This is a genomic window from Pseudomonas sp. AO-1, from assembly GCF_019775695.1.
In the GTDB taxonomy this organism is placed as follows: Bacteria; Pseudomonadota; Gammaproteobacteria; order Pseudomonadales; family Pseudomonadaceae; genus Aquipseudomonas; species Aquipseudomonas parakoreensis.
Genome location: NZ_CP079947.1, coordinates 1,783,401 through 1,806,983 on the forward strand (window position 1 = coordinate 1,783,401; position 23,583 = coordinate 1,806,983).

Sequence of the window (23,583 nt, forward strand, 5' to 3'; positions counted from 1 at the left end):
TGCGCGGTTTTTCTGGAGTCTCTCAGTCATGGCCAATTCAGATATTTCTGCGGATCAAACTTCCACGCCTGAAGCCTCTCGCCAGGATCAAGGGCTATTCCGTAACCATGCGCCGGTGCAACGCGAAGGTGGGCGCAAGATGCTGCGGATCATGTGGAACATGATTTTCAACAAGCCGCGCAATACCCGTCCCGCCGCTGCGATCCCGGTGCAGTCGCTGACAACTGAAGACCTGCTGGCCGCGCCTGACCACAGCGTCTATCGCCTCGGCCACTCGACCCTGCTGCTGAAAATGCGCGGCAAATTCTGGATCACCGACCCGGTCTTCGCCGAGCGCGCTTCGCCCGTGCAGTGGGCCGGCCCGAAACGCTTTCACCAGCCGCCGATCAGTATCGACCAGTTGCCGCCGATCGAAGCGGTGATCCTCTCGCACAACCACTACGACCACCTCGATTACCAGGCAGTGCTGAAACTGGCGGCCAAGACCAACTACTTCCTGACCCCGCTGGGCGTCGGCGATACCTTGGTCAAATGGGGCATCGATGCCAGCAAAGTCCGCCAGTACGACTGGTGGCAGGGCACCGAAATCGCCGGCATCCGCTTCGTCGCCACGCCCTCGCAGCACTTTTCCGGCCGCGGCCTGTTCGACAGCAACAGCACGCTGTGGGCCTCGTGGGTGATGATCAATGGCGACACCCGCATCTTCTTCAGCGGAGACAGCGGCTACTTCGACGGTTTCAAACGCATCGGTGAACAATACGGCCCGTTCGACCTGACCCTGATGGAAACCGGCGCCTACAACGTCGAATGGCCGCACGTGCACATGCAACCCGAAGAAACCCTGCAAGCGCACATCGACCTCAAGGGCCGCTGGCTGTTTCCGATCCACAACGGCACCTTCGACCTGGCCATGCACGCCTGGCACGAACCGTTTGATCGCATCCTGTCACTGGCCTGGGAGCGCAGTGTGGCGATCACCACGCCGCAAATGGGCGAGGCGTTCAACCTGATGCAGCCGCAGCGCGGGAGTGCGTGGTGGTTGGCGGTTGAAGGGGAGAGTGAAGGGGTGGTGCAGAACGCCTGACCCCCATTAGTGAATGCTGATGTTTGGTGGTGAGGGGGTAAATCCCCTCACCACAAATGTTCATTCAGCCATCGCATAATCCCCACGCCCCACTGCATCCGATGGCGCACCCATACTCGCACTGCGCCCCGGCGCAAACCCCGGAAAGAACACCAACCCCTGCGCCTCGAATCGATAAGCCAACGCCAGCCGCGTCGCATCCGCCACGTCCTGCTGCGCTTCAAACCGCTGGATATCATCCACCGCAACCTGCGCCTCGCGCGACAGTTGTTCCGCGCTCCAGCCCAGCATCGCTCGGGCCTGGACGCAGTGCGTCGGGGTGAACTGGAAAAGGGCAATGCGTTCGAGGATGTGGTTCATCGCAAGAGAGGCCATGGTGTGCTCCGGGCTCAAGAGTGCTGATTGAAAATATACTGGGTTTTTGTACAGTTGTTTTCGGCCGGGATCAAACGCATTTTTTGATTTGCCCTAGTTCGCCGCCTCCAACCAGACGGACGGTGCCTGGCCGAGGATGCGCCGGAACATCGTCGAGAACGCCGCCGGGCTCTCATAACCGAAATCCAGGGCGATCCGCGTCACCGCATCACCGGCCGCCAGCCGCGCCAGTGCCAGCACCACGCAGGCCTGTTGCCGCCATTGACTGAAGCTCAACCCGGTCTGCTGCCGAAACACTCTGTTGAAGGTGCGCAAGCTTATGTGCAACTGCTCGGCCCAGTATTGCGGTGACTGATGGGCGTTCGGCTGATGCAGAAAGTTCTGACACAAAGCCAGGAGCTTTCCGTCAGTCGGCAGCGGAATGTGCAAGGGCAGAGGGGCACTGCGCGCCAGTTCATGTAGCAGCAAGTCGATCAGTACGCCATCGCGTCCTTCGAGGTCATAGGCCAGCGGCACTTCCACCGCCTCCATCAACAAGTGCCGCATCAACGGCGAAACGCTGATCACCTGGCAGCGCTCGCCCAAATCCACCGCCCCCGACTCGATGTACAAACTGCGCGTACTCACGCCGAGCATCAGCACCTCATGCGCCACTCCCGGCGGAATCCACACTGCCCGTTGCGGCGGCACCACCCAGTTGCCGTCATGGGTGCGAACCTGCATGACCCCGGTCGCGCCGTACAACAATTGCGCCCGTCGATGCGTATGAAATGGCAACAGATGGCCGTGGGAATAATCCGTACCGATCGCCACCACCGGGCGCGGCGTGTCATCCAGCAGATTGATCGAAACATTGCGCATCGAGCGTTTCCCTGCAGTTGGCGTAAACGCAAACATTATTGGCTGAGTTGCTGAAGCAGGCCAAGCCGCGCCGCTCTATCGTCGAGCGCTCCCCATCAACGGAAGACGCGCCATGTTCTACCTTCTGCTGACCCTCTTCGGCTGTATGACCGGCATCACCGCCGTGCTCTTCGGCTTCGGCGGCGGCTTCGTCGTCGTGCCGCTGCTCTACCGCATGCTCAGCGCCAGTCACGGCGCCGACGACGCCATCGGCCAATCGGCCATGCACATCGCCGTCGCCACCTCGACCTGCGTGATGATCGTCAACGCCCTGATCGCCACCGACAAACACCGCCGCGCCGGCAACCTGATCCGCCATTACCTGTGGCCGCTCGGCGGCTTCATCGCCCTGGGCGCGATCATCGGCGCGATCGCGGCGGTGTGGGTTAGCGGCGAGGTCATCCGCTACGCCTTCATCGCCTACCTGGGCGTGACCATCATCGACTGCCTGCTCAGACGCGGCTTCCTCATCCGTGACGAAGGCGTCATCCCACGCCGATTGAATCGCAAGGAAATATCCGCCGGCGGTGTAGGCATCGGCGCCATCGCCACGTTCCTCGGCGTAGGAGGAAGCGTCATGACCGTGCCGCTTCTGCGCCGCTGCGGACTGAGCATGTCCCAGGCCACGTCCATGGCGAACCCGTTGAGCGTGCCGGTGGCGGTGGCCGGGACGCTGACCTACATGGCACTGGCCGGTTTTAGCGAAACGGATCTGGGCGTGTGGTTTATCGGGTATGTGGATTTGCTGGCGTTTGCGGTGCTGACGCTGGGGTCGTTGGTCGGGATTCGCATGGCCACGCCGTGGATCGGGCGGATACCGGATCGGGTGCATGCTTGGGTGTACATCGGTTTGCTCATGATGGTGATGATCAGCATGTGTGTGAGCTGATAGCTACCGCGCTCGATTCCCCCGCGCAACCTCGACATAATCCGCAGCTACTTTTCGCGGGCGGTTGCTCGTTTATTCAAGGAAGAAGTGATGTACCGAGGACTGTTACGCCTTTGGACTGTTTTTTTATTGAGCGGGTTGTTTGTCTCGACTGCAACTCGGGCCGATAACGGCGCGCAGGTGTACACCGGCACTTTGGGGAAATCGCCCATCGTCCTTGAAATTAATCCCCGTACTGGAGAGGGGCGTTACTTTTATAAGAAGTACCGCAAGGATTTGCCACTCGACGGCTCCCTGGACGGGGACACGCTTGAGCTGCAAGAAGGTTCGAGCATGGAGGAATCGCGCTCGACCCTCCGTCTGCAACCGACAACTCACGGCTGGAGTGGCGAGTGGACAAGTACTGCCGGTAAAACCCTGAAGATCAATTTAGAACCCGCTGTCATCCCCGATGTACCCGCTGACGCCTTACCCTTTTTAGCCAGACTTCACGACAAGTACCCTTACGAATATCTGCGTCTGCAGGGCATCACGCTCAAAAAAGGCAAGACTGACACCTTCATGGGCTACACGCTGCAGTGGTGGAGCGAGCCGCATACAGGCACCTCTTTGTTTGAAGTGGTCTCGGGTTATTCCCTCGAAGAACGTCGAAGCATCAACCAACAATTGATGGCGCGTTTGTGGAGCGAGGTGTTGTCTTCTTATGGCTGTTCAGGCAGCTATGCGCAATCGAGCCAGCCACTGTGGATGTCGCCGACAGTGATGAGTGTGCGGATATCATCGGATTACTACTGCGGCGGCGCCTATCCGGATCAGAACAACGACGCGCTTAATTTCGATACCCAGTCAGGCAAGCTTCTGACCCTTGATGATGTTTTGTGGGTAGGGCAGAGCAAGCCATTGCACTTCGAACAACAGCGCGACTTCGACGAGGGTTCGTCCACCTCGTCTGATGCCTGGTCGAATTACCGCACTACAGAACTGGCACCCTGGCTGGTCGCTCAGTTGTTGAAACTTTACCCCAGTGAAATGACTGTCACTGCCGAGGGCGAAAACGACTGCAACTACGACGAGAAGGATCCCTGGCAATTTCCGGGTTGGTACTTCACGGAACAGGGCACCAAGCTCGAACCATCATTTGCGCACGTCGCGGCGGTCTGCGGATTTGTGGACTGGAGTGTTCTGCCGTACGCCGTCGTCAAACAACACCCCGGCGCCGTCAACCTGCAACTGTCCAAAGACTAACCGTCACGCCAACCCCGGCGCCTCCCGCACAATAAAGTGATCCAGGTTCTCGATGTTGGCACTGAACACCCCGAACGTCTGTTCGGGGTTCTTTTTGCTCGGCACCTGCTTCAACTCCGGCGTCACGCCATAGAAGAAACAGAACAACTCCTTGTCGCTGTCGATCGCGTGCTTGATCTCTTCCAGAAACGCCTTGCGCTTGCGGTAGTTGTCGATCAACTTCTTGCTCAAGTACACGTTCACCGAATACGGCTTCTTCTTCGCCTCATCCGCCTGCTTGAACCAGACCTTCTGCTCGAAGTCGATGCGAAAACTCTGGGTGTAATCCTTGATCTCCTTGATCTTGCCCCAGTAAATCAGCCCCTTATTGTCCGTCAGATACTCGATCTTCTTGAAGAACGATCCATAAGGCGCCGTGTGCTCGCCGATCTTCAACGGCATACGCTTGAGCAACTCCTTGTCGGCGAAATTAGACACAAAACACTCCACCGGATGCGCAAACACACTGGTCTTGTCCGGCGCCGTCTCACGCCCCGGCGACTCCCTGGAACTCACCCGCGCCACCCGCACCGGATCATCCCGCAACACATCCGCCGCCCCCGCCGGCGCAGCAGGCTTGCGCACATACTCCCGCCGCGTCAACAACAACTCCGACGGAAAATGCTCCTCCCGCCCGTCATCCACCTCACCCTCCGCCGCCTCAACTCCCGACGCCGACGCCTTCAAACTCACATACGGACAACCCGCTACATGCTGCGTTCCGGGCAAGTTTTTGAAGTGCGGTGTACGCACGTAATTCACATTCTTGGCGTTGAACGTGCCCAACTCGTTGGAGGCATCAAACGCCGAACGACAGGTATCGTTGGGGCACTGGAATTGTTCCTTCGCGGAGTCGAAGGCCACCGTCTCATCGAAATTGAGATCGCGAACGTCATAGATCGACAACTTGTCGTCGAGACTGAGGCAGTAGGCGAGATCGAATTTCATGGCAGGGCTCGGATCCTTGAGTGGGGGAGGGGTATTAATAGCGGGAGGCGCGGCGGGTTGCACTGATTGTTTTCAAGATGATGCGGAATTTGTGGGAGCCAGCCTGCTGGCGATCCCGGGCATCAACTCAGTCCTGCTGCCAGATACCCACTTTGCAGCAACACATCTCAATTGTGGTGAGGGGATTTATCCCCGATGGGCAGCGGAGCTGACCCACGCCATTAAAAAGCGATCGACAGAAAGTGTTAGTTTGGCGATCGCTTTGCAGTCGATCGGGGATGAATCCCCTCGCTACAGGTTCCATATAAACCAGTTACTCGCGCTTCAGTCGCTTCACTTTTTGATAAAGCGAATCTGTGAATTCCTTCCGATCGCTAGAATGGTGGCAGCGTCTATGGCAATTCGGACACAGTGCAACTGTGTTGCTTTTGCGATCTCTACCCTGCTGTGCCAAATGCTTAACGTGATGAACTTCAAGATATGGCTCTCCATCCATTTCGAACGGAGCCGGTTGCCCGCAGCCTTCGCAGATACCCTTAGCGTTATCGAGAATCCAATCTTTGATTTTGGAGTTTCGAACAAAGTATTTGGTTATGGTCACCCCTTGTTGAGGCGGTGCATCATTTTCCGGTTCGCTTACGAAGTTCGGTGTTCTAGTGGGCTTTATGTGGCGATTGCGAATTGCAGCCTCGTCAGAAGGAGAGCCGATACTCCGAGTCAGAATACCTTTTGACTCTAAAATTTTGGTTAGGCGCGCAGTGATACCTGAACCAAGGTTAACTTTTGGTTTGTAGTGAACAATCGTCTTCAGCCCCAGCTCATCAAACAATGCCGAGATGTTCTGCAGGCGATAGTCGATCGACTTGGTATTACGATTAGCAAGTACACCGTCCTGCAGATGCTTGTGCTCCGCAGACTTGTTGAATTTTTCATCGTTTGGATATCTCACTTGAATCGAGAGATAGGCATCGACAGAGGCTTCCAATTCTTCATCGGTCCAGCCTTTTTGTTCCTTTTTCGTATCCATACAGTCGCCGAGGGTTGAAAACCCTCGGACGATACTGAGTGGCCATTACTGCTGTCTACGAAAATTCCTACAGAAAACAGCGACGGATCCCGCGCAATCCTACAAACCTCTCCCTAGCCCATCGAGTGCTTCGAGGACTGAAACACCTGCGTAACCCTCCGCCACCAGGGTTTCTCTAGAGAAGCTCGTCGTAGATTTTGATCATTTAACAGGTAAGGCATATCCCGAAGCCGAATCCAGCCCTCATCCTGCCAATGCAGCAAACTCAAAGATATCTCCGGCCAATCCAACAAGCTCAACATTGGCCGATTCGAATCTCCTGAATCCGCAGCATCGCGCAATGTCGGCACCACCTCATTGGTCAGCCATTCCCGCAACAACCGATTACCCGGAACGTAGTGATAGACCAGCAGCGCGTACACCCCGGACTCACTGAGCATCAGATGCTGTTCTGGTTCTCGAAAGTACTCAATCCACATGACGCGGCGCTGATCGCTATCTAGCTTGTTGACCACCCGATCATTCAGGTGGAAGCCCATCAAACGGCCAACATCCCGGGCGGAGAACCATGGCTGGTTTTCGAGTAGAAGGGCATGCAGAGAAAGGTTGTGGCGAGAGAATACTGTTACCGAGCATGGATCAGACATATCTATGACCTCTACGTTTTGGATTTTGGGAGGACCTGACCCCAACGTAGAGCGGACTTAAGAAATCCCAACGAGCAGAGCAGTTGTCACCGACGAATCACACGTCTGTGTCACTGACCAAGCTTTCTACGTTGGGCGTTTCTTAGGCACCTGCGATAGAGCTTAGTAGTGCTTGTAGCGGGCTTCAATGGGACGCGGCTGTAAGTGCTGTAGGAGATTGAGCGCTGTGACGTAGGCGTAAAAAACGATTACCAACCGTCCATAAAAAAGCCCCGATCAGATCGGGGCTTTTCGCATTCTCGACTTGGCGACTCAAGCAGCAATCGTCAAATCGTGCCAAGCGAGACCATTAGTCCCAGCTCAACGCACCACCAGTTTGGTATTCGATCACACGAGTCTCAAAGAAATTCTTCTCTTTCTTCAAGTCCATAATCTCGCTCATCCAAGGGAACGGGTTAGTCGTCCCTGGGTACTCTTCTTTCAAACCAATCTGCGACAAACGACGGTTAGCGATGAACTTCAGATAGTCCTCCATCATCGCCGCGTTCATGCCCAGTACGCCGCGAGGCATGGTGTCGCGGGCGTATTCGATCTCCAGCTGCGTACCCTGCAGGATCATCTGGGTCGCTTCTTCCTTCATTTCGGCATCCCACAGGTGTGGGTTTTCGATTTTGATCTGGTTGATCACGTCGATGCCGAAGTTCAGGTGCATGGATTCGTCGCGCAGGATGTACTGGAACTGCTCGGCGACGCCGGTCATTTTGTTGCGGCGGCCCATGGAGAGGATCTGGGTGAAGCCGCAGTAGAAGAAGATGCCTTCCAGTACGCAGTAGTAGGCGATCAGGTTGCGCAGCAGTTCTTTGTCGGTGTCCGGGGTGCCGGTTTCGAACTTCGGATCGGAGATCGAGCGGGTGTACTTCAGGCCCCAGGCTGCCTTTTTCGCGACCGACGGGATCTCGTGGTACATGTTGAAGATCTCGCCTTCATCCATGGCCAGCGATTCGATGCAGTACTGGTAGGCGTGGGTGTGGATCGCCTCTTCGAAGGCTTGGCGCAGGATGTACTGGCGGCATTCCGGGTTGGTGATCAGGCGGTACACGGCCAGCACCAGGTTGTTGGCAACCAGGGAGTCGGCGGTGGAGAAGAAGCCGAGGTTGCGCATCACGATGCGGCGTTCGTCGTCGGTCAGGCCTTCCGGGTTTTTCCAGAGGGCGATGTCGGCGGTCATGTTGACTTCTTGCGGCATCCAGTGGTTTGCGCAGCCGTCCAGGTACTTCTGCCAGGCCCAGTCGTACTTGAAAGGTACGAGTTGGTTAAGGTCGGCGCGGCAGTTGATCATGCGCTTTTCGTCAACGGCGACACGGGCGGAGGCGCCTTCGAGTTCAGCGAGGCCTTCGGCGATGTCGAGGGAATCCAGTGCAGCCTTGGCGCGGGCCACGGCGGCCGAGTCGTCGGCGGTCACGGCGCGGGCTTCCAGAGCTGCGGCACCGCCGGCGCTGTCGAGGCGGTCCATGTTGGCTTCAGTAGCGTGGCCGGCGTTGGCGCCTTTCACGGTTGCTACTTCACTGTCTTCTTTGTCGAATTCGTCCCAGCTCAGCATGACGTGTCGTCTCCTGCGTGAGGGCCTGTCGCCCCGTGTGAAACCTGATTGGTGGTTTTTTCACACGGTCGTACAGACCGCGTTGGATCTTAAGGAATCGTTTTTTGCGGCAGCCAAGGCAGGCAATAAAACAGAATTTTGTACGGGTTTCCGAGAGCCTCTGACGGGCGCAGATCAGCGTTGACGCTGCTGCGGGGCTTCAGAATGGCTTTTGCTCCCTGTAAGGGAATATTGCTGACCCGATTAGGGCGGCATTATAGGGAAAAAAACACGGCTGTGCTGAGGCGAATCCGCGCATGGCGCGGTCGAGGAGGCTGGTTTTTCGATGAGAGTGCGGGTTTACAGGGCTTTGCCGGGGATAGATTTTTTTTCGTAAAAATCTCGCGATTGTGGATTTGCTCAAAAAACGAACAAAAAAACCGTGTTTTCACTACATCTAGTGTTTTGCAAGCATTTTTGACGACTCCAGACACAACTGAGCCCGACCGAAGCCGGGCTGGAATCGACCCTCAAATGAGGCGCTGAGCGGTCCGATTCGGTGCAGTCTCGATCATCAATTGGTGCAGCCGTTACCCATCACGCTGTAGCGCAGGATGTGACGCTGACCCTTAGAGTCGTCGTACTCCATTTTCATCGGAACAACTTCGCAGACGTTTGGAACTTCGCTCATGGACACTACGTTGGCGATGTCCAGGTGAGTCGAGTAAGTGTATTCCTCGATAGCCGGTTGTTGCTGTGCGACATCAGTCGGGACCTCGTCTGCCATGGCGGTTGCGCACAGACTGCTGAGGGCCAGAACCAATAAAGCTTTCATTTCAGATTTACCTTTTTGAGGTCGAGTGGGGTCACGCAACCTTTTTAGGGTTGCGTGTGGAACTTCATCATTTGCAGTTATTACTTGAGAGCTGGATTAACGGCCTTCGTGGGGGCTGTAACGTTGTTAATCGCGTTTGCCTTGTCGGCGAGGTGGATTTTAGGCAGGTGGGGTGGGGGTAAACAGGTGGGGTTTTGATAAACACTTTTGGTGGTTTTGGTAACAATCCCCACAAAACACCGCCCAACCCTTGTAGGCGCTGCCGAAGGCTGCGATCTTTCGCCTTTGATTTTTGCAAAGCAAGATCAAAAGATCGCAGCCTGCGGCAGCTCCTACAACCATCGTCGAATGGTTCTATGGGGCCGGCCCGGCTACAACGGGGTCATACAAAAACAACTATTCCACCGAGGTAAGAAAGATGAGTGCGGCTTCTCTGTATCCCGTTCGTCCCGAGGTTCTGGCCAATACGCTGACTGACGAGGCGACCTACAAAGCCATGTACCAGCAGTCGGTCGTCAACCCTGACGGTTTCTGGCGCGAGCAAGCCAAGCGCCTCGACTGGATCAAGCCTTTCACCACGGTGAAGCAGACTTCCTTCGACGATCACCATGTCGACATCAAATGGTTCGCCGACGGCACCCTGAACGTTTCCTACAACTGCCTCGACCGTCATCTGGCCGAGCGCGGCGATCAAGTCGCAATCATCTGGGAAGGCGACGATCCTTCCGAAAGCCGCAACATCACCTACCGCGAACTGCACGAGCAAGTGTGCAAACTGGCCAACGCCCTGCGTGGTCAGGACGTGCACCGTGGCGACGTGGTGACTATTTATATGCCGATGATCCCCGAAGCCGTGGTCGCCATGCTGGCCTGTACCCGGATCGGTGCGATTCACTCGGTGGTGTTCGGCGGCTTCTCGCCGGAAGCCTTGGCGGGGCGGATCATCGACTGCAAATCGAAAGTGGTGATCACCGCTGACGAAGGCATTCGTGCCGGCAAGAAGATCTCGCTGAAGGCCAACGTCGACGACGCGCTGACCAACCCGGAAACCAGCAGCATCCAGAAAGTCATCGTGTGCAAGCGCACCGGTGGCGACATCAAGTGGAACCAGCATCGCGATATCTGGTACGAAGACCTGATGAAAGTGGCGGGCACCGTCTGCGCGCCGAAAGAGATGGGCGCTGAAGAAGCGCTGTTCATCCTTTACACCTCGGGTTCGACCGGCAAGCCGAAGGGCGTGCAGCACACCACTGGCGGTTATCTGCTATACGCGGCAATGACCCACGAGCGCGTGTTCGACTATCGTCCCGGCGAAATCTACTGGTGCACTGCCGACGTCGGCTGGGTCACTGGTCACAGTTACATCGTCTACGGCCCGCTGGCCAATGGCGCGACCACCGTGCTCTTCGAAGGCGTGCCGAACTACCCGGACATCACCCGGGTGGCGAAGATCGTCGACAAGCACAAGGTCAACATCCTCTACACCGCACCGACCGCGATCCGCGCAATGATGGCGTCGGGTACCGCTGCTGTTGAGGGTGCGGATGGCAGTAGCCTGCGTCTGCTCGGTTCGGTGGGCGAGCCGATCAACCCGGAAGCCTGGGACTGGTACTACAAGAATGTCGGCAAGTCGCGCTGCCCGATCGTCGATACCTGGTGGCAGACCGAAACCGGCGGCAACATGATGAGCCCGCTGCCCGGTGCGCATGCACTGAAGCCGGGTTCGGCAGCACGTCCGTTCTTCGGCGTGGTGCCGGCGCTGGTCGACAACCTTGGCAACATCATCGAGGGCGAGGCTGAAGGCAATCTGGTGATTCTCGATTCGTGGCCGGGTCAGGCGCGCACCTTGTATGGCGACCATGACCGCTTCGTCGACACCTACTTCAAGACGTTCCGCGGCATGTACTTCACCGGTGACGGTGCGCGGCGTGACGCCGATGGTTACTACTGGATCACCGGGCGCGTGGACGACGTGCTCAACGTTTCCGGCCACCGCATGGGTACCGCCGAGATCGAAAGTGCGATGGTCGCCCACCCGAAAGTCGCCGAAGCGGCGGTGGTCGGTGTGCCGCACGACATCAAGGGCCAGGGCATTTATGTCTACGTCACCCTGAAGAATGGCGAAGAACCGAGCGAGCAACTGCGCCTGGAACTGAAGAACTGGGTGCGCAAGGAGATCGGCCCGATTGCTTCGCCGGATGTCATCCAGTGGGCGCCGGGGCTGCCGAAGACCCGTTCGGGCAAGATCATGCGGCGGATTCTGCGCAAGATTGCTACGGCTGAGTACGATGGGTTGGGGGATATCTCGACCCTGGCGGATCCGGGTGTGGTGCAGCATTTGATTGATACGCACAAGACGATGAATGTGGCTTAAGCCTGTCTGATGCATTGAAGATCCCTGTCCGGTGATGCCGGGCGGGGCTTTTTTGTGTCAGGTGGTTTTGTGGTGGCTGTGCCGGCCTCATCGCTGGCAAGCCAGCTCCCACAGGTTTCCGAGGTGTGAACGGGATTTCAATCTCAATCGAAATCCCTGTGGGAGCTGGCTTGCCAGCGATAGCCATCTGTCAGGCGCCGCAGTATTCCCCTGTCAGAAACCCAAACCACCCAACCAATAATTATCGATCTCCCGCGCAAGCCATTTCCCGCTGTTACCGCCTGCCTTCCACGTAACCGAATGTGTAACCGCCCGCGTCAAACCGGGGCGAAGGGAAACGCATCGCCCCGTTTTAGAGCCTCAAAATCCCCGCTGAAAAATAAGACCCAACGCTGCGCTTGCCGGATTAGAAGGGTTTGCGAATAATAGGCCCGCAATTTGCAGCATAGATCGGTTCACTGTCTTTCGCTCTTGCATGAATTTGCAAGGCTGTCAATGCGCTCAAGCGGGTTTCTCTGTGCATCTGTAATTAGTTGTCGCATTGAAGAAATATCGGCTTCGGGCCTGTCGTTAGAATGCCGATCACTCGCTCATCGTGGCTGACGTTGAAACCCCTGGTGGTTTCACCGGGAAATTTCCCACCGATGCTGCACCGCTTTCCCGATTCACCCATTCGCATATTGGGCTGTCGCTCACTCTGCCGTTTTTGCCCTTTACCGATGGAGTCCCAAGATGAAGAAACTTGTGCTGCTTGGCGCCCTGGCACTGTCCGTGCTGTCGCTGAATTCCTTCGCTGATGAAAAACCTCTGAAGATCGGTATCGAAGCGGCTTATCCTCCGTTCGCTTCCAAAGCGCCGGATGGCAGCATCGTTGGTTTCGACTACGACATCGGCAATGCCCTGTGTGAAGAAATGAAGGTCAAGTGCCAGTGGGTCGAGCAAGAGTTCGACGGTCTGATTCCGGCACTGAAAGTGCGCAAGATCGACGCGATCCTGTCGTCCATGTCGATCACCGAAGACCGCAAGAAGTCCGTGGACTTCACCAACAAGTACTACAACACCCCGGCCCGTCTGGTCATGAAGCAAGGTACCGTTGTCAGCGACAACCTGTCTGAGCTCAAGGGCAAGAACATCGGCGTGCAACGTGGTTCGATCCATGAGCGTTTCGCCCGCGAAGTCCTGGCCCCGCTGGGCGCCGAGATCAAGCCATACGGTTCGCAGAACGAAATCTACCTCGACGTGGCCGCCGGTCGCCTCGACGGTACCGTCGCGGACGCCACCCTGCTGCAGGACGGCTTCCTGAACACTGACTCCGGCAAAGGCTTCGCCTTCGTCGGCCCGCAGTTCACCGACGTCAAATACTTCGGCGACGGCGTAGGCATCGCGGTGCGCAAGGGCGACGCGCTGAAAGACAAGATCAACGCTGCGATCGCGGCTATCCGTGAAAACGGTAAATACAAAGCTATCCAGGACAAGTACTTCGCCTTCGATATCTACGGCAAGTAACACGTCTCTGCGACAAGTCAGAAATGGCGCAAGCAACAGGATCTCTGCGGTTTGCGCCATTTTTTCATCCCAACTTTCGAGGACCTGAATCATGTTGAAAGGCTACGGGGCTGTCATCCTCGATGGCGCATGGCTGACGCTTCAGCTCGCCTTGTCGTCCATGGCCCTGGCCATCGTTCTCGGGCTGATCGGGGTCGCGTTGCGCCTGTCGCCGATTCGCTGGCTGGCGTGGCTGGGCGATCTGTATTCCACGGTGATCCGCGGGATTCCCGACCTGGTGCTGATCCTCCTGATCTTCTACGGCGGTCAGGACTTGCTCAACCGCGTCGCGCCGATGCTTGGCTATGACGACTACATCGACCTGAACCCGCTGGCCGCCGGTATCGGCACCCTCGGTTTCATCTTCGGTGCCTACCTGTCGGAAACCTTCCGTGGTGCGTTCATGGCGATCCCCAAGGGCCAGGCCGAAGCGGGCATGGCGTACGGCATGAGCAGTTTTCAGGTGTTCTTCCGGGTGATGGTGCCGCAGATGATTCGCCTGGCGATTCCCGGCTTCACCAACAACTGGCTGGTGCTGACCAAGGCCACCGCGCTGATTTCTGTGGTCGGTCTGCAAGACATGATGTTCAAGGCCAAGCAGGCGGCAGACGCCACCCGCGAGCCTTTCACCTTCTTCCTCGCAGTGGCGGCGATGTACCTGGTGATCACCAGCGTCTCGTTGCTGGCGCTGCGTCACCTTGAGAAGCGCTACTCGGTAGGCGTAAGGGCGGCTGATCTATGATCTTCGACTACAACGTCATTTGGGAGGCCATGCCGCTGTACCTCGGCGGCCTGCTGACCACCCTCAAACTGCTCGCGCTGTCGCTGTTGTTTGGTCTGCTGGCGGCACTGCCGCTGGGCCTGATGCGCGTCTCCAAGAACCCGATCGTCAACGGCGCCGCGTGGCTCTACACCTACGTGATCCGCGGCACGCCGATGCTGGTGCAGCTGTTCCTGATCTACTACGGTCTGGCGCAGTTCGAAGCAGTACGTGAAAGCTTCTTGTGGCCGTGGCTGTCCAGCGCGACGTTCTGTGCGTGCCTGGCGTTCGCGATCAACACCAGCGCCTACACCGCCGAGATCATTGCCGGCAGCCTCAAGGCCACGCCGAACGGCGAGATCGAAGCCGCCAAGGCGATGGGCATGTCGCGCTTCAAGATGTACAAGCGCATCCTGTTGCCATCGGCCTTGCGTCGGGCGCTGCCGCAATACAGCAACGAAGTGATCATGATGCTGCAGACCACCAGTCTGGCGTCCATCGTGACCCTGATCGACATCACCGGCGCGGCCCGTACCGTCAACGCGCAGTACTACCTGCCGTTCGAGGCGTACATCACCGCCGGCCTGTTCTACCTGTGCCTGACCTTCATTCTGGTGAAGCTGTTCAAGCTGGCTGAGCGTCGCTGGCTGAGCTACCTGGCCCCGCGGAAGCACTGATATGGAACGCATCGACCACGTATTGCCGTGGAGCCATCTGGGCAGCGAGCGCAAGATCTCGGTCTTCCGTTTTGGCCAAGGCGAGCGCAAGGCCTACATTCAGGCCAGCCTGCACGCTGATGAACTGCCGGGCATGCGCACTGCCTGGGAGCTGAAAAAGCGCCTTGGCGAACTCGAAGCCCAAGGCCTGCTCAACGGCGTGATCGAGCTGGTGCCAGTCGCCAACCCGCTGGGCCTCGGCCAATTGCTGCAAGGCAATCATCAGGGACGTTTCGAGGCGGGCAGTGGCAAGAATTTCAACCGCGATTTCGTCGAGCTGAGCGCGCCGGTTGCAGCGGCGCTGGCCGAGCGTCTCGGTGACGATCCGCACGCCAACATTCGCCTGATCCGTCAGGCCATGGCTGATCATCTGGCGGCATTGCCCGAGGCGAGCAGCCAGTTGCAAGGCATGCAGCGCGTGTTGCTCGGCCATGCCTGCACCGCCGATGTGGTGCTGGACTTGCACTGCGATGCCGAAGCCGCGCTGCACATGTATGCACTGCCGCAGCACTGGCCGCAGTGGCGTTCGCTGGCCGCGCACCTGAATGTGAAGGTCGGTTTGCTAGCGGAAGACTCTGGTGGCAGCTCCTTCGATGAGGCGTGCTCGTTACCGTGGCTGCGTTTGTCGCGGCAGTTCCCGGACGCGCAGATTCCGCTGGCGTGCCTGGCGACGACTGTCGAGCTGGGCGGTCAGGCCAACACCGATCGCGCCGATGCGCTGGCCTGGGCCGAAGGCATTCTGGCGTTCCTCGCCGAGCAAGGCCTGATCACTGGCGAGTGGCCAAAACCGGCCAATGAACCGTGCGAAGGCATGCCGTTCGAAGGCACTGAATTACTGTTGGCGCCGCACCCCGGTGTGGTGAGTTTTCTGCGTAAACCCGGCGAGTGGGTTGAAGCCGGGGATGAGATTTTCGAAGTGATCGATCCTGTGTCCGATCGGGTCAGCACGGTGTGTGCTGGTACCTCCGGGGTGCTGTTTGCCATTGAACGGCTGCGCTATGCCCAACCCGGTTTCTGGCTGGCCAAGGTGGCGGGGCGCGAAGCGCTGCGTCACGGGCGCTTGCTCAACGACTGACTGACTGTTTTTGTGAGAACCGACCGCATGTACAAACTTGAAGTCCAAGACCTGCATAAACGCTATGGCAGTCACGAAGTGCTCAAGGGCGTGTCCCTGAAGGCGGCAGCCGGCGATGTGATCAGCATCATCGGCTCCAGTGGCTCCGGCAAAAGTACTTTCCTGCGCTGCATCAACCTGCTTGAGCAGCCGCACGCGGGCAAGATCCTGCTCAACAACGAAGAGCTGAAGCTGGTGGCCAACAAAGACGGCGCGCTGAAAGCCGCTGATCCGAAACAGCTGCAGCGCATGCGTTCGCGCCTGTCGATGGTGTTCCAGCACTTCAATCTGTGGTCGCATATGACCGCGCTGGAAAACATCATGGAAGCGCCGGTCCACGTGCTGGGCGTGTCCAAGGCTGAAGCGCGCGAGAAGGCCGAGCACTACCTGAACAAGGTTGGCGTGGCCCATCGTAAAGACGCGTTCCCGGGGCACATGTCCGGTGGCGAGCAGCAGCGTGTGGCGATTGCCCGTGCGCTGGCGATGGAGCCGGAAGTGATGCTGTTCGACGAACCGACGTCGGCGCTCGATCCGGAACTGGTGGGCGACGTTCTGAAGGTGATGCAAGCGCTGGCTCAGGAAGGTCGCACCATGGTCGTGGTCACGCACGAAATGGGCTTCGCCCGTGAAGTGTCGAACCAGTTGGTGTTCCTGCACAAAGGTGTGGTGGAAGAGAGCGGCAACCCGCGCGAAGTGCTGGTCAATCCGCAATCGGAGCGTCTGCAGCAGTTCCTGTCGGGCAGTCTCAAGTAATCAGAGCTGCCGATATGCACCCAAATAGTGCATGCTTCGCAGCCTGAAGGTTGGCTCCAATCCCCTGTAGGAGCTGCCGAAGGCTGCGATCTTTTGCCCTTGTTTTTGAAAATCAAAAGATCGCAGCCTCGTTTCGCTCGGCAGCTCCTACAGCGGGAGCTTTGCAGGTTTCGAGATTTGCGTTCATTTACGGGCTAGCATTGGCCCATGCCTTCATCACCGTTCTTCGTTTCGGATTGCCCGCCCATGACTGCCCATCGAATTGGTTTCCTGATTTGGCCCAGCACTAAAGCTCTGACGCTGGCGCTGGCGGAGGAGGCCTTGCGTGTTGCTCAGCGGGTGCATCCGGAGGTGGTTTACGAACTGTCGTTCCTGCAGGCCGAAGCTAGTCCTGAAGCGGCGGCCGACGGAGCCTGGCAACTGCCCGGCGAAGCCTGGACCGGCAAGCTGGAAAACTTCCAGAAACTGTTCCTGCTCGCCGACGAGCCGCCGACCACGCTGGCCCCGGCCCTCAGCAGCGCGCTCAAGCAACTGGTGCGTGCCGGCTGCGTGATCGGTGGGCTGTCGGCCGGTGTCTATCCGTTGGCGCAACTCGGTCTGCTCGACGGTTATCGTGCAGCCGTGCACTGGCGCTGGCAGGACGATTTCGCCGAACGCTTCCCGAAAGTCATCGCCACCAGTCACCTGTTCGACTGGGACCGTGATCGCCTGACCGCGTGTGGCGGCATGTCGGTGCTGGATCTGCTGCTGGCGGTGCTGGCCCGTGATCATGGGGCCGAGCTGGCCGGTGCGGTGTCCGAAGAACTGGTGGTCGAGCGCATCCGCGAGGGCGGCGAACGCCAGCGCATTCCACTGCAGAACCGTCTCGGTTCCAGCCATCCGAAGCTCACGCAAGCGGTGTTGCTGATGGAAGCCAACATCGAAGAACCGCTGACCACCGACGAAATCGCCCAGCACGTGTGCGTGTCCCGTCGCCAGTTGGAGCGGATCTTCAAGCAATACCTCAACCGCGTGCCGAGCCAGTACTACCTGGAGTTGCGCCTGAACAAGGCCCGGCAGATGTTGATGCAAACCAGCAAGTCGATCATCCAGATCGGCCTGTCCTGCGGTTTCTCTTCCGGGCCGCATTTCTCCAGTGCCTACCGCAACTTCTTCGGCGCGACGCCGCGGGAAGATCGCAATCAGCGACGCAGCAGCAGTCCTTTCGAACTGTCGTCGGTGCCGCCAGAGCGCGGTTGATCCGCGTCCTGTTCAGGGGCGGGCCGAGTGTTTCGCAGCGTCGACCCTGGCCTCTTTTATCTCTCCTTCGTGGGTGTATCGGGTTGCCCGGTTGTTTCGGCGCGTGGGCGGTTGCCTGCGCTGGAAAAGTCCGCCCGGTAAAAACTGCTCTTCAGGGTGATGTGCGGTACCTATATACCGCACTCGCCAATTCGTTCTCGGGTACAAATCAGCAAGCTGCCGCAAACGGCTGCGGCCAGTTAAACTGCGCCTTTGCGACGCTATATGTCGCATTGCCGTAAACCCGGGAAAATCCGGGGTTTGCGCTATAAGAAGTTGTCGCTTGGCGACAAGGCCGGGCTGAAAACTGTCCTTACAATCCCCCCATCGCTCGCCAGTTTCAGGCGGGTGTTCCTCTTCAGGAGACTCCGATGTCCGTTGAGCACGCTGCGGTAGAACGCGCCGATTTCGACCAGGTAATGGTTCCCAACTACGCGCCTGCCGCTTTTATTCCGGTGCGTGGCGCCGGTTCCCGCGTCTGGGACCAGAGCGGCCGCGAGCTGATCGACTTCGCCGGCGGGATTGCCGTTAACGTATTGGGCCATGCGCATCCGGCGCTGGTCGGTGCGCTGACCGAACAGGCGAACAAGCTGTGGCACGTGTCCAACGTGTTCACCAACGAGCCGGCCCTGCGCCTGGCGCACAAGCTGATCGACGCCACGTTCGCCGAGCGCGTGTTCTTCTGCAACTCCGGCGCCGAAGCCAACGAGGCCGCCTTCAAGCTGGCCCGTCGCGTGGCGTTCGACCGGTTCGGCAGCGAGAAGTACGAGATCATCGCTGCGCTCAACAGCTTCCACGGCCGTACCCTGTTCACCGTCAACGTTGGTGGCCAGTCGAAGTACTCCGACGGTTTCGGTCCGAAAATCACCGGCATCACCCACGTTCCTTACAACGATCTGGCCGCGCTGAAAGCGGCGGTTTCCGACAAGACCTGTGCGGTCGTGCTCGAACCGATCCAGGGCGAGGGCGGTGTACTGCCGGCCGAACTGGCTTACCTGCAAGGTGCCCGTGAACTGTGCGACGCGCACAACGCGCTGCTGGTGTTCGACGAAGTGCAGACCGGCATGGGCCGTACCGGCCATCTGTTCGCCTACCAGCACTACGGCGTGACCCCGGACATTCTGACCAGCGCCAAGAGCCTGGGCGGCGGTTTCCCGATCGCCGCGATGCTGACCACCGAAGCGCTGGCCAAGCATCTGGTGGTCGGCACCCACGGCACCACTTACGGCGGCAACCCGCTGGCGTGTTCGGTAGCCGAAGCGGTGATCGACGTGATCAACACCCCTGAGGTGCTGAACGGCGTCAACGCCAAGCACGACAAATTCAAGACCCGCCTGCAGCAGATTGGCGAGAAGTACGGCCTGTTCACTCAGGTGCGTGGCCTCGGTCTGTTGATCGGTTGCGTGCTGAGCGATGCCTGGAAAGGCAAAGCCAAGGACATCTTCAACGCCGCTGAAAAAGAAGGCCTGATGATTCTGCAGGCCGGCCCGGACGTGATTCGTTTTGCCCCGAGCCTGGTGGTGGAAGACGCCGATATCGACGCTGGTCTCGACCGCTTCGAACGCGCCGCCGCCGCACTGACGCAAGCCTGATAGACCTTTCGACGTCTGAGGATTCTGGCGTCGAACCCAATTTTTGATACCGGACAGATTTAACTGTCGGAGTCAGCCTTGGTGGTGAGGGGATTTATCCCCGATGGGCGGCGAAGCGGCCCCCAAAATCTTGGGGCTGCTGCGCAACCCATCGGGGATAAATCCCCTCACCACAGGGCTCACTCCTACAAGGCCCGGCTATTTCTTCAGTAAATTTTTATAAGAGAAAGGAGTGACACCATGCTGGTGATGCGCCCTGCGCAAATGGCTGATCTGGGCGAGGTACAGCGTCTGGCTGCGGACAGTCCGATTGGTGTCACTTCCTTGCCGGATGACGTGGAACGTCTGAGCGACAAGATCGCCGCAAGCGAAGCCTCGTTTGCTGCTGAAGTGAGTTTCAACGGCGAGGAGAGTTACTTCTTCGTTCTTGAAGACACCGCCACCGGCAAACTGGTCGGCTGCTCGGCCATTGTCGCCTCGGCCGGCTACTCGGAGCCGTTCTACAGCTTCCGCAACGAGACCTTCGTCCACGCCTCCCGTGAGCTGAAGATCCACAACAAGATCCACGTGCTTTCGCAATGCCACGACCTGACCGGCAACAGCTTGCTGACCAGTTTCTACGTGCAGCGTGAACTGGTGGGGTCGCCGTGGGCCGAGCTCAACTCCCGTGGTCGCCTGCTGTTCGTTGCCAGTCACCCGGAGCGTTTCGCCGATTCGGTGGTGACCGAGATTGTCGGCTACAGCGACGAGAACGGCGACTCGCCATTCTGGGATGCAATCGGCCGCAACTTCTTCGACCTCAACTACGCCGAGGCCGAGCGCCTGTGTGGCCTGAAGAGCCGCACGTTCCTCGCCGAGCTGATGCCGCATTACCCGATCTACGTGCCGCTGTTGCCGGATTCCGCTCAGGAAGCGATGGGCCAGGTGCACCCGCGTGCGCAGATCACCTTCGACATCCTGATGCGCGAAGGCTTCGAGACCGATCACTACATCGACATTTTCGACGGTGGCCCGACCCTGCATGCGCGTGTTTCGGGGATCCGTTCGATCGCCCAGAGCCGTGTGGTGCCGGTGAAGATCGGCGAACCGGTCAAAGGTGCCGGGCGCCAGTACCTGGTGGCCAACGCGCAGTTGCAGGATTACCGCGCGGTGCTGCTGGAACTCGATTACGCGCCGGGTAAACCGGTGACCCTGGATCTGGAAGCAGCCGAAGCCCTGGGCGTCGGTGAAGGTGCCAGCGTGCGCCTGGTGGCGGTTTAACGCCTTAGCGAGTTTCACGGGTGGCGAAGGCGGCCCGTTTGAGGAGATAGCATGATTGTTCGTCCCGTACGCAGCAGCGATTTATCCGCGCTGATCGACCTGGCCCGCAGCACCGGCACCGGCCTGACCACCTTGCCGGCCAATGAAGAGCGTTTGACTCACCGAGTCGGCTGGGCCGAGAAGACCTTTCGCGGCGAAGCCGGCCGTGGCGATGCGGACTACCTGTTCGTGCTCGAAGACGACAACGGTCGCGTGGTGGGGATTTCCGCCATTGCCGGCGCGGTCGGTCTGCGTGAGCCGTGGTACAACTTCCGCGTCGGCCTGACCGTCAGCGCCTCGCAAGAGCTGAACATCTATCGCGAGATTCCGACGCTGTTCCTCGCCAACGACCTGACCGGCAACTCCGAGCTGTGCTCGCTGTTCCTGCACGCCGATTACCGCACCGGCCTGAACGGCCGCATGCTGTCCAAGGCACGCATGCTGTTCATCGCCGAGTTTCCGGAACTGTTCGGCAACAAGATCATCGCCGAGATGCGTGGTGTTTCCGATGAGGCCGGTCGTTCGCCGTTCTGGGAAAGCTTGGGTCGGCACTTCTTCAAGATGGAATTCAGTCAGGCCGATTACCTGACCGGCGTCGGCAACAAGGCGTTCATCGCCGAACTGATGCCGAAATTCCCGCTGTACACCTGCTTCCTGTCGCCGGATGCGCGCAACGTCATCGGTCAGGTGCACCCGGACACCGAGCCGGCGCTGGCGATGCTCAAGAGCGAAGGTTTCAGCTATCAGGGCTACGTCGATATCTTCGATGCCGGCCCGGCCATCGAGTGCGAAACCAGCAAGATCCGCGCGGTGCGCGACAGCGAAGCGCTGGTGCTGGCGATCGGTACGCCGGGCGAAGACGCCACGCCGTTCATCATCCATAACCGCAAGCGCGAAGACTGCCGCATTACGGCTGCCCCGGCCCGTCTGGCCGCCGGCACGCTGGTGGTCGATCCGCTGACCGCCAAACGTCTTCAACTCAACGCCGGCGATCAAGTGCGCGCCGTGGCGTTGTCTGCTGCTCGGGAGTCGAAATAATGAATTCGCTATACATCGCAGGTGAATGGCTGGCCGGTCAGGGCGAAGCCTTCCAGTCGCTGAACCCGGTGACCCAGCAAGTGCTGTGGTCGGGGGAGGGCGCCACCGCCGCTCAGGTCGAGTCCGCCGTGCAGGCGGCGCGCCAGGCCTTTCCGGGTTGGGCGCGGCGTTCGCTGGATGAGCGCATCAGTGTCCTCGAAGCCTTTGCCGCCGCCCTGAAAAACCACAGCGACGAACTGGCCCGCACCATCGGCGAGGAAACCGGCAAGCCCCTGTGGGAAGCCGCGACCGAAGTCACCAGCATGGTCAACAAGATTGCGATCTCGGTGCAGAGCTACCGCGAACGTACCGGCGAGAAGAGCGGCCCGCTGGGCGACGCCACCGCCGTGTTGCGCCACAAGCCACACGGTGTGGTAGCGGTGTTCGGCCCTTACAACTTCCCGGGCCACTTGCCGAACGGCCACATCGTGCCGGCGCTGCTGGCCGGTAACAGCGTGCTGTTCAAGCCAAGCGAGCTGACGCCGAAAGTCGCCGAGCTGACGGTCAAGTGCTGGATCGAAGCCGGTTTGCCGGCCGGCGTGTTGAACCTGCTGCAAGGCGCTCGCGAAACCGGTATCGCCCTGGCGGCGAACCCGGGCATCGACGGTCTGTTCTTCACCGGCTCGAGCCGCACCGGCAATCACCTGCACCAGCAGTTCGCCGGGCGTCCGGACAAGATCCTCGCGCTGGAAATGGGCGGCAACAATCCGCTGGTGGTCGATCAGGTCGCTGATCTGGACGCAGCCGTTTACACGATCATTCAGTCGGCCTTCATCTCTGCTGGCCAGCGCTGCACGTGCGCGCGTCGTCTGCTGGTGCCGCAAGGCGCGTGGGGCGACAGCCTGCTCAAGCGTCTGGTGGACGTCAGCGCGACCCTCGAAGTCGGTGCGTTCGATCAACAGCCGGCGCCGTTCATGGGCTCGGTGATTTCCCTTGGCGCGGCGAAAGCGCTGATGGATGCCCAGCAACATCTGCTGGCCAATGGCGCGGTATCGCTGCTGGCGATGACTCAGCCGCAAGCGCAATCGGCCTTGCTCACCCCGGGCATTCTTGATGTGACCGCCGTGGCCGAGCGTCCGGACGAAGAATTGTTCGGCCCGTTGCTGCAAGTGATCCGCTACGCCGATTTCGCTGCGGCGATCGCTGAGGCCAACGACACCGCTTATGGCCTGGCGGCTGGCTTGCTGTCGGATTCCGAAGATCGTTATCAGCAGTTCTGGCTGGAAAGCCGCGCCGGTATCGTCAACTGGAACAAACAACTGACCGGTGCCGCGAGCAGCGCGCCGTTCGGTGGTGTCGGCGCTTCGGGCAACCATCGCGCCAGTGCCTATTACGCGGCGGATTATTGCGCGTACCCGGTGGCCTCGCTGGAAACCCCAAGTCTGGTGTTGCCGGCGGCCCTGACGCCTGGCGTGAAAATGGTGTGATGCCTATCGCTGGCAAGCCAGCTCCCACAAGTGCGATGAGATCCCTGTGGGAGCTGGCTTGCCAGCGATGGCCGCGCCGC

At 59.1% G+C, this 23,583-nt stretch carries 21 protein-coding genes; 14 read left to right on the forward strand and 7 right to left on the reverse strand.

The genetic code is table 11. From position 1 onward, the window contains the following. Window positions 1-28: 28 nt before the first annotated feature. Window positions 29-1,084, forward strand: a complete 1,056-nt coding sequence (locus tag KVQ82_RS08195; protein WP_222018592.1) for an MBL fold metallo-hydrolase — start codon at window positions 29-31, stop codon at window positions 1,082-1,084. A gap of 60 nt (window positions 1,085-1,144) precedes the next feature. Here KVQ82_RS08195 and KVQ82_RS08200 read toward each other — a convergent pair whose 3' ends face one another. Together KVQ82_RS08200 and KVQ82_RS08205 are read right to left on the reverse strand one after the other, a co-directional pair. Beyond that, window positions 1,145-1,459: an XRE family transcriptional regulator gene (locus tag KVQ82_RS08200; protein WP_222018593.1), complete on the reverse strand. Its 315-nt coding sequence runs from the start codon at window positions 1,457-1,459 to the stop codon at window positions 1,145-1,147. A 93-nt stretch (window positions 1,460-1,552) separates the two neighbouring features. Further along, complete coding sequence (locus KVQ82_RS08205) at window positions 1,553-2,320, reverse strand: helix-turn-helix domain-containing protein (protein WP_222018594.1); 768 nt, start codon at window positions 2,318-2,320, stop codon at window positions 1,553-1,555. A gap of 112 nt (window positions 2,321-2,432) precedes the next feature. On the opposite strand from KVQ82_RS08205, the gene KVQ82_RS08210 reads away from it, so the two are divergent. Together KVQ82_RS08210 and KVQ82_RS08215 are read left to right on the forward strand one after the other, a co-directional pair. Beyond that, window positions 2,433-3,248 carry a sulfite exporter TauE/SafE family protein gene (locus KVQ82_RS08210; protein ID WP_222018595.1) on the forward strand — a complete coding sequence of 272 codons (816 nt, stop codon included), beginning with the start codon at window positions 2,433-2,435 and terminating at the stop codon, window positions 3,246-3,248. A 90-nt stretch (window positions 3,249-3,338) separates the two neighbouring features. After that, window positions 3,339-4,493, forward strand: a complete 1,155-nt coding sequence (locus KVQ82_RS08215; protein WP_222018596.1) for a hypothetical protein — start codon at window positions 3,339-3,341, stop codon at window positions 4,491-4,493. A gap of 3 nt (window positions 4,494-4,496) precedes the next feature. Here the strand turns inward: KVQ82_RS08215 and KVQ82_RS08220 are convergent, their stop codons facing one another. From KVQ82_RS08220 to KVQ82_RS08240, 5 genes are all read right to left on the reverse strand, one after another. Beyond that, window positions 4,497-5,480, reverse strand: coding sequence for a hypothetical protein (locus tag KVQ82_RS08220; protein WP_222018597.1), 984 nt, complete (start codon window positions 5,478-5,480; stop codon window positions 4,497-4,499). Window positions 5,481-5,793: 313 nt separating this feature from the next. Beyond that, window positions 5,794-6,507, reverse strand: coding sequence for an HNH endonuclease (locus tag KVQ82_RS08225; protein ID WP_145594408.1), 714 nt, complete (start codon window positions 6,505-6,507; stop codon window positions 5,794-5,796). A gap of 113 nt (window positions 6,508-6,620) precedes the next feature. Further along, window positions 6,621-7,154 (reverse strand): Bro-N domain-containing protein, encoded by a 534-nt coding sequence (locus tag KVQ82_RS08230; RefSeq protein ID WP_222018598.1) that lies wholly within the window; start codon window positions 7,152-7,154, stop codon window positions 6,621-6,623. 349 nt (window positions 7,155-7,503) lie between these two features. Continuing rightward, window positions 7,504-8,754, reverse strand: a complete 1,251-nt coding sequence (locus KVQ82_RS08235; RefSeq protein ID WP_222018599.1) for a ribonucleotide-diphosphate reductase subunit beta — start codon at window positions 8,752-8,754, stop codon at window positions 7,504-7,506. A gap of 553 nt (window positions 8,755-9,307) precedes the next feature. Next, a complete protein-coding gene (locus tag KVQ82_RS08240) occupies window positions 9,308-9,568 on the reverse strand; it encodes a DUF2790 domain-containing protein (protein WP_003227290.1) in 261 nt (86 codons plus the stop codon). A 418-nt stretch (window positions 9,569-9,986) separates the two neighbouring features. Here KVQ82_RS08240 and acs point away from each other — a divergent pair, with 418 nt between their 5' ends. From acs to astD, 11 genes are all read left to right on the forward strand, one after another. Next, window positions 9,987-11,942, forward strand: a complete 1,956-nt coding sequence (gene acs / locus KVQ82_RS08245; protein WP_222018600.1) for an acetate--CoA ligase — start codon at window positions 9,987-9,989, stop codon at window positions 11,940-11,942. Window positions 11,943-12,674: 732 nt separating this feature from the next. Further along, the gene (locus tag KVQ82_RS08250; RefSeq protein ID WP_027612633.1) at window positions 12,675-13,448 is read left to right on the forward strand and encodes an ABC transporter substrate-binding protein; all 774 of its coding nucleotides are present in this window, start codon (window positions 12,675-12,677) and stop codon (window positions 13,446-13,448) included. Between the two features lie 91 nt (window positions 13,449-13,539). Beyond that, window positions 13,540-14,229, forward strand: a complete 690-nt coding sequence (locus KVQ82_RS08255) for an ABC transporter permease (RefSeq protein ID WP_003227287.1) — start codon at window positions 13,540-13,542, stop codon at window positions 14,227-14,229. Beyond that, the gene (locus KVQ82_RS08260) at window positions 14,226-14,924 is read left to right on the forward strand and encodes an ABC transporter permease (protein WP_222018601.1); all 699 of its coding nucleotides are present in this window, start codon (window positions 14,226-14,228) and stop codon (window positions 14,922-14,924) included. Before KVQ82_RS08255 ends, KVQ82_RS08260 begins: the two co-directional genes overlap by 4 nt. A 1-nt stretch (window position 14,925) precedes the next feature. Beyond that, window positions 14,926-16,038 (forward strand): M14 family metallopeptidase, encoded by a 1,113-nt coding sequence (locus KVQ82_RS08265; RefSeq protein WP_222018602.1) that lies wholly within the window; start codon window positions 14,926-14,928, stop codon window positions 16,036-16,038. A gap of 27 nt (window positions 16,039-16,065) precedes the next feature. Then, complete coding sequence (locus KVQ82_RS08270) at window positions 16,066-16,830, forward strand: ABC transporter ATP-binding protein (RefSeq protein ID WP_003227281.1); 765 nt, start codon at window positions 16,066-16,068, stop codon at window positions 16,828-16,830. 246 nt (window positions 16,831-17,076) lie between these two features. After that, complete coding sequence (argR, locus tag KVQ82_RS08275) at window positions 17,077-18,069, forward strand: transcriptional regulator ArgR (RefSeq protein ID WP_179294966.1); 993 nt, start codon at window positions 17,077-17,079, stop codon at window positions 18,067-18,069. Between the two features lie 410 nt (window positions 18,070-18,479). Then, on the forward strand, window positions 18,480-19,700 hold the full coding sequence (locus KVQ82_RS08280) for an aspartate aminotransferase family protein (protein WP_047295848.1): 1,221 nt from the start codon (window positions 18,480-18,482) through the stop codon (window positions 19,698-19,700). Window positions 19,701-19,940: 240 nt separating this feature from the next. Next, window positions 19,941-20,960 (forward strand): arginine/ornithine succinyltransferase subunit alpha, encoded by a 1,020-nt coding sequence (gene aruF, locus KVQ82_RS08285; RefSeq protein WP_025112905.1) that lies wholly within the window; start codon window positions 19,941-19,943, stop codon window positions 20,958-20,960. Window positions 20,961-21,011: 51 nt separating this feature from the next. Next, window positions 21,012-22,037, forward strand: a complete 1,026-nt coding sequence (gene astA / locus KVQ82_RS08290) for an arginine N-succinyltransferase (protein WP_086794680.1) — start codon at window positions 21,012-21,014, stop codon at window positions 22,035-22,037. Continuing rightward, a complete protein-coding gene (astD, locus tag KVQ82_RS08295) occupies window positions 22,034-23,503 on the forward strand; it encodes a succinylglutamate-semialdehyde dehydrogenase (protein WP_222019370.1) in 1,470 nt (489 codons plus the stop codon). Before astA ends, astD begins: the two co-directional genes overlap by 4 nt. The last annotated feature ends 80 nt before the right edge of the window (window positions 23,504-23,583 follow it).

Coding starts and splice junctions, on each gene's coding strand:
- KVQ82_RS08260 (WP_222018601.1), top strand. CDS start 14,226: ATGATCTTCGACTACAACGTCATTTGGGAGGCCATGCCGCTGTACCTC.
- KVQ82_RS08250 (WP_027612633.1), top strand. CDS start 12,675: ATGAAGAAACTTGTGCTGCTTGGCGCCCTGGCACTGTCCGTGCTGTCG.
- KVQ82_RS08255 (WP_003227287.1), top strand. CDS start 13,540: ATGTTGAAAGGCTACGGGGCTGTCATCCTCGATGGCGCATGGCTGACG.
- KVQ82_RS08235 (WP_222018599.1), bottom strand. CDS start 8,754: ATGCTGAGCTGGGACGAATTCGACAAAGAAGACAGTGAAGTAGCAACC.
- KVQ82_RS08205 (WP_222018594.1), bottom strand. CDS start 2,320: ATGCGCAATGTTTCGATCAATCTGCTGGATGACACGCCGCGCCCGGTG.
- KVQ82_RS08265 (WP_222018602.1), top strand. CDS start 14,926: ATGGAACGCATCGACCACGTATTGCCGTGGAGCCATCTGGGCAGCGAG.
- KVQ82_RS08220 (WP_222018597.1), bottom strand. CDS start 5,480: ATGAAATTCGATCTCGCCTACTGCCTCAGTCTCGACGACAAGTTGTCG.
- KVQ82_RS08215 (WP_222018596.1), top strand. CDS start 3,339: ATGTACCGAGGACTGTTACGCCTTTGGACTGTTTTTTTATTGAGCGGG.
- astA (WP_086794680.1), top strand. CDS start 21,012: ATGATTGTTCGTCCCGTACGCAGCAGCGATTTATCCGCGCTGATCGAC.
- KVQ82_RS08270 (WP_003227281.1), top strand. CDS start 16,066: ATGTACAAACTTGAAGTCCAAGACCTGCATAAACGCTATGGCAGTCAC.
- KVQ82_RS08240 (WP_003227290.1), bottom strand. CDS start 9,568: ATGAAAGCTTTATTGGTTCTGGCCCTCAGCAGTCTGTGCGCAACCGCC.
- KVQ82_RS08195 (WP_222018592.1), top strand. CDS start 29: ATGGCCAATTCAGATATTTCTGCGGATCAAACTTCCACGCCTGAAGCC.
- acs (WP_222018600.1), top strand. CDS start 9,987: ATGAGTGCGGCTTCTCTGTATCCCGTTCGTCCCGAGGTTCTGGCCAAT.
- KVQ82_RS08230 (WP_222018598.1), bottom strand. CDS start 7,154: ATGTCTGATCCATGCTCGGTAACAGTATTCTCTCGCCACAACCTTTCT.
- KVQ82_RS08225 (WP_145594408.1), bottom strand. CDS start 6,507: ATGGATACGAAAAAGGAACAAAAAGGCTGGACCGATGAAGAATTGGAA.
- KVQ82_RS08200 (WP_222018593.1), bottom strand. CDS start 1,459: ATGGCCTCTCTTGCGATGAACCACATCCTCGAACGCATTGCCCTTTTC.
- KVQ82_RS08280 (WP_047295848.1), top strand. CDS start 18,480: ATGTCCGTTGAGCACGCTGCGGTAGAACGCGCCGATTTCGACCAGGTA.
- aruF (WP_025112905.1), top strand. CDS start 19,941: ATGCTGGTGATGCGCCCTGCGCAAATGGCTGATCTGGGCGAGGTACAG.
- KVQ82_RS08210 (WP_222018595.1), top strand. CDS start 2,433: ATGTTCTACCTTCTGCTGACCCTCTTCGGCTGTATGACCGGCATCACC.
- argR (WP_179294966.1), top strand. CDS start 17,077: ATGACTGCCCATCGAATTGGTTTCCTGATTTGGCCCAGCACTAAAGCT.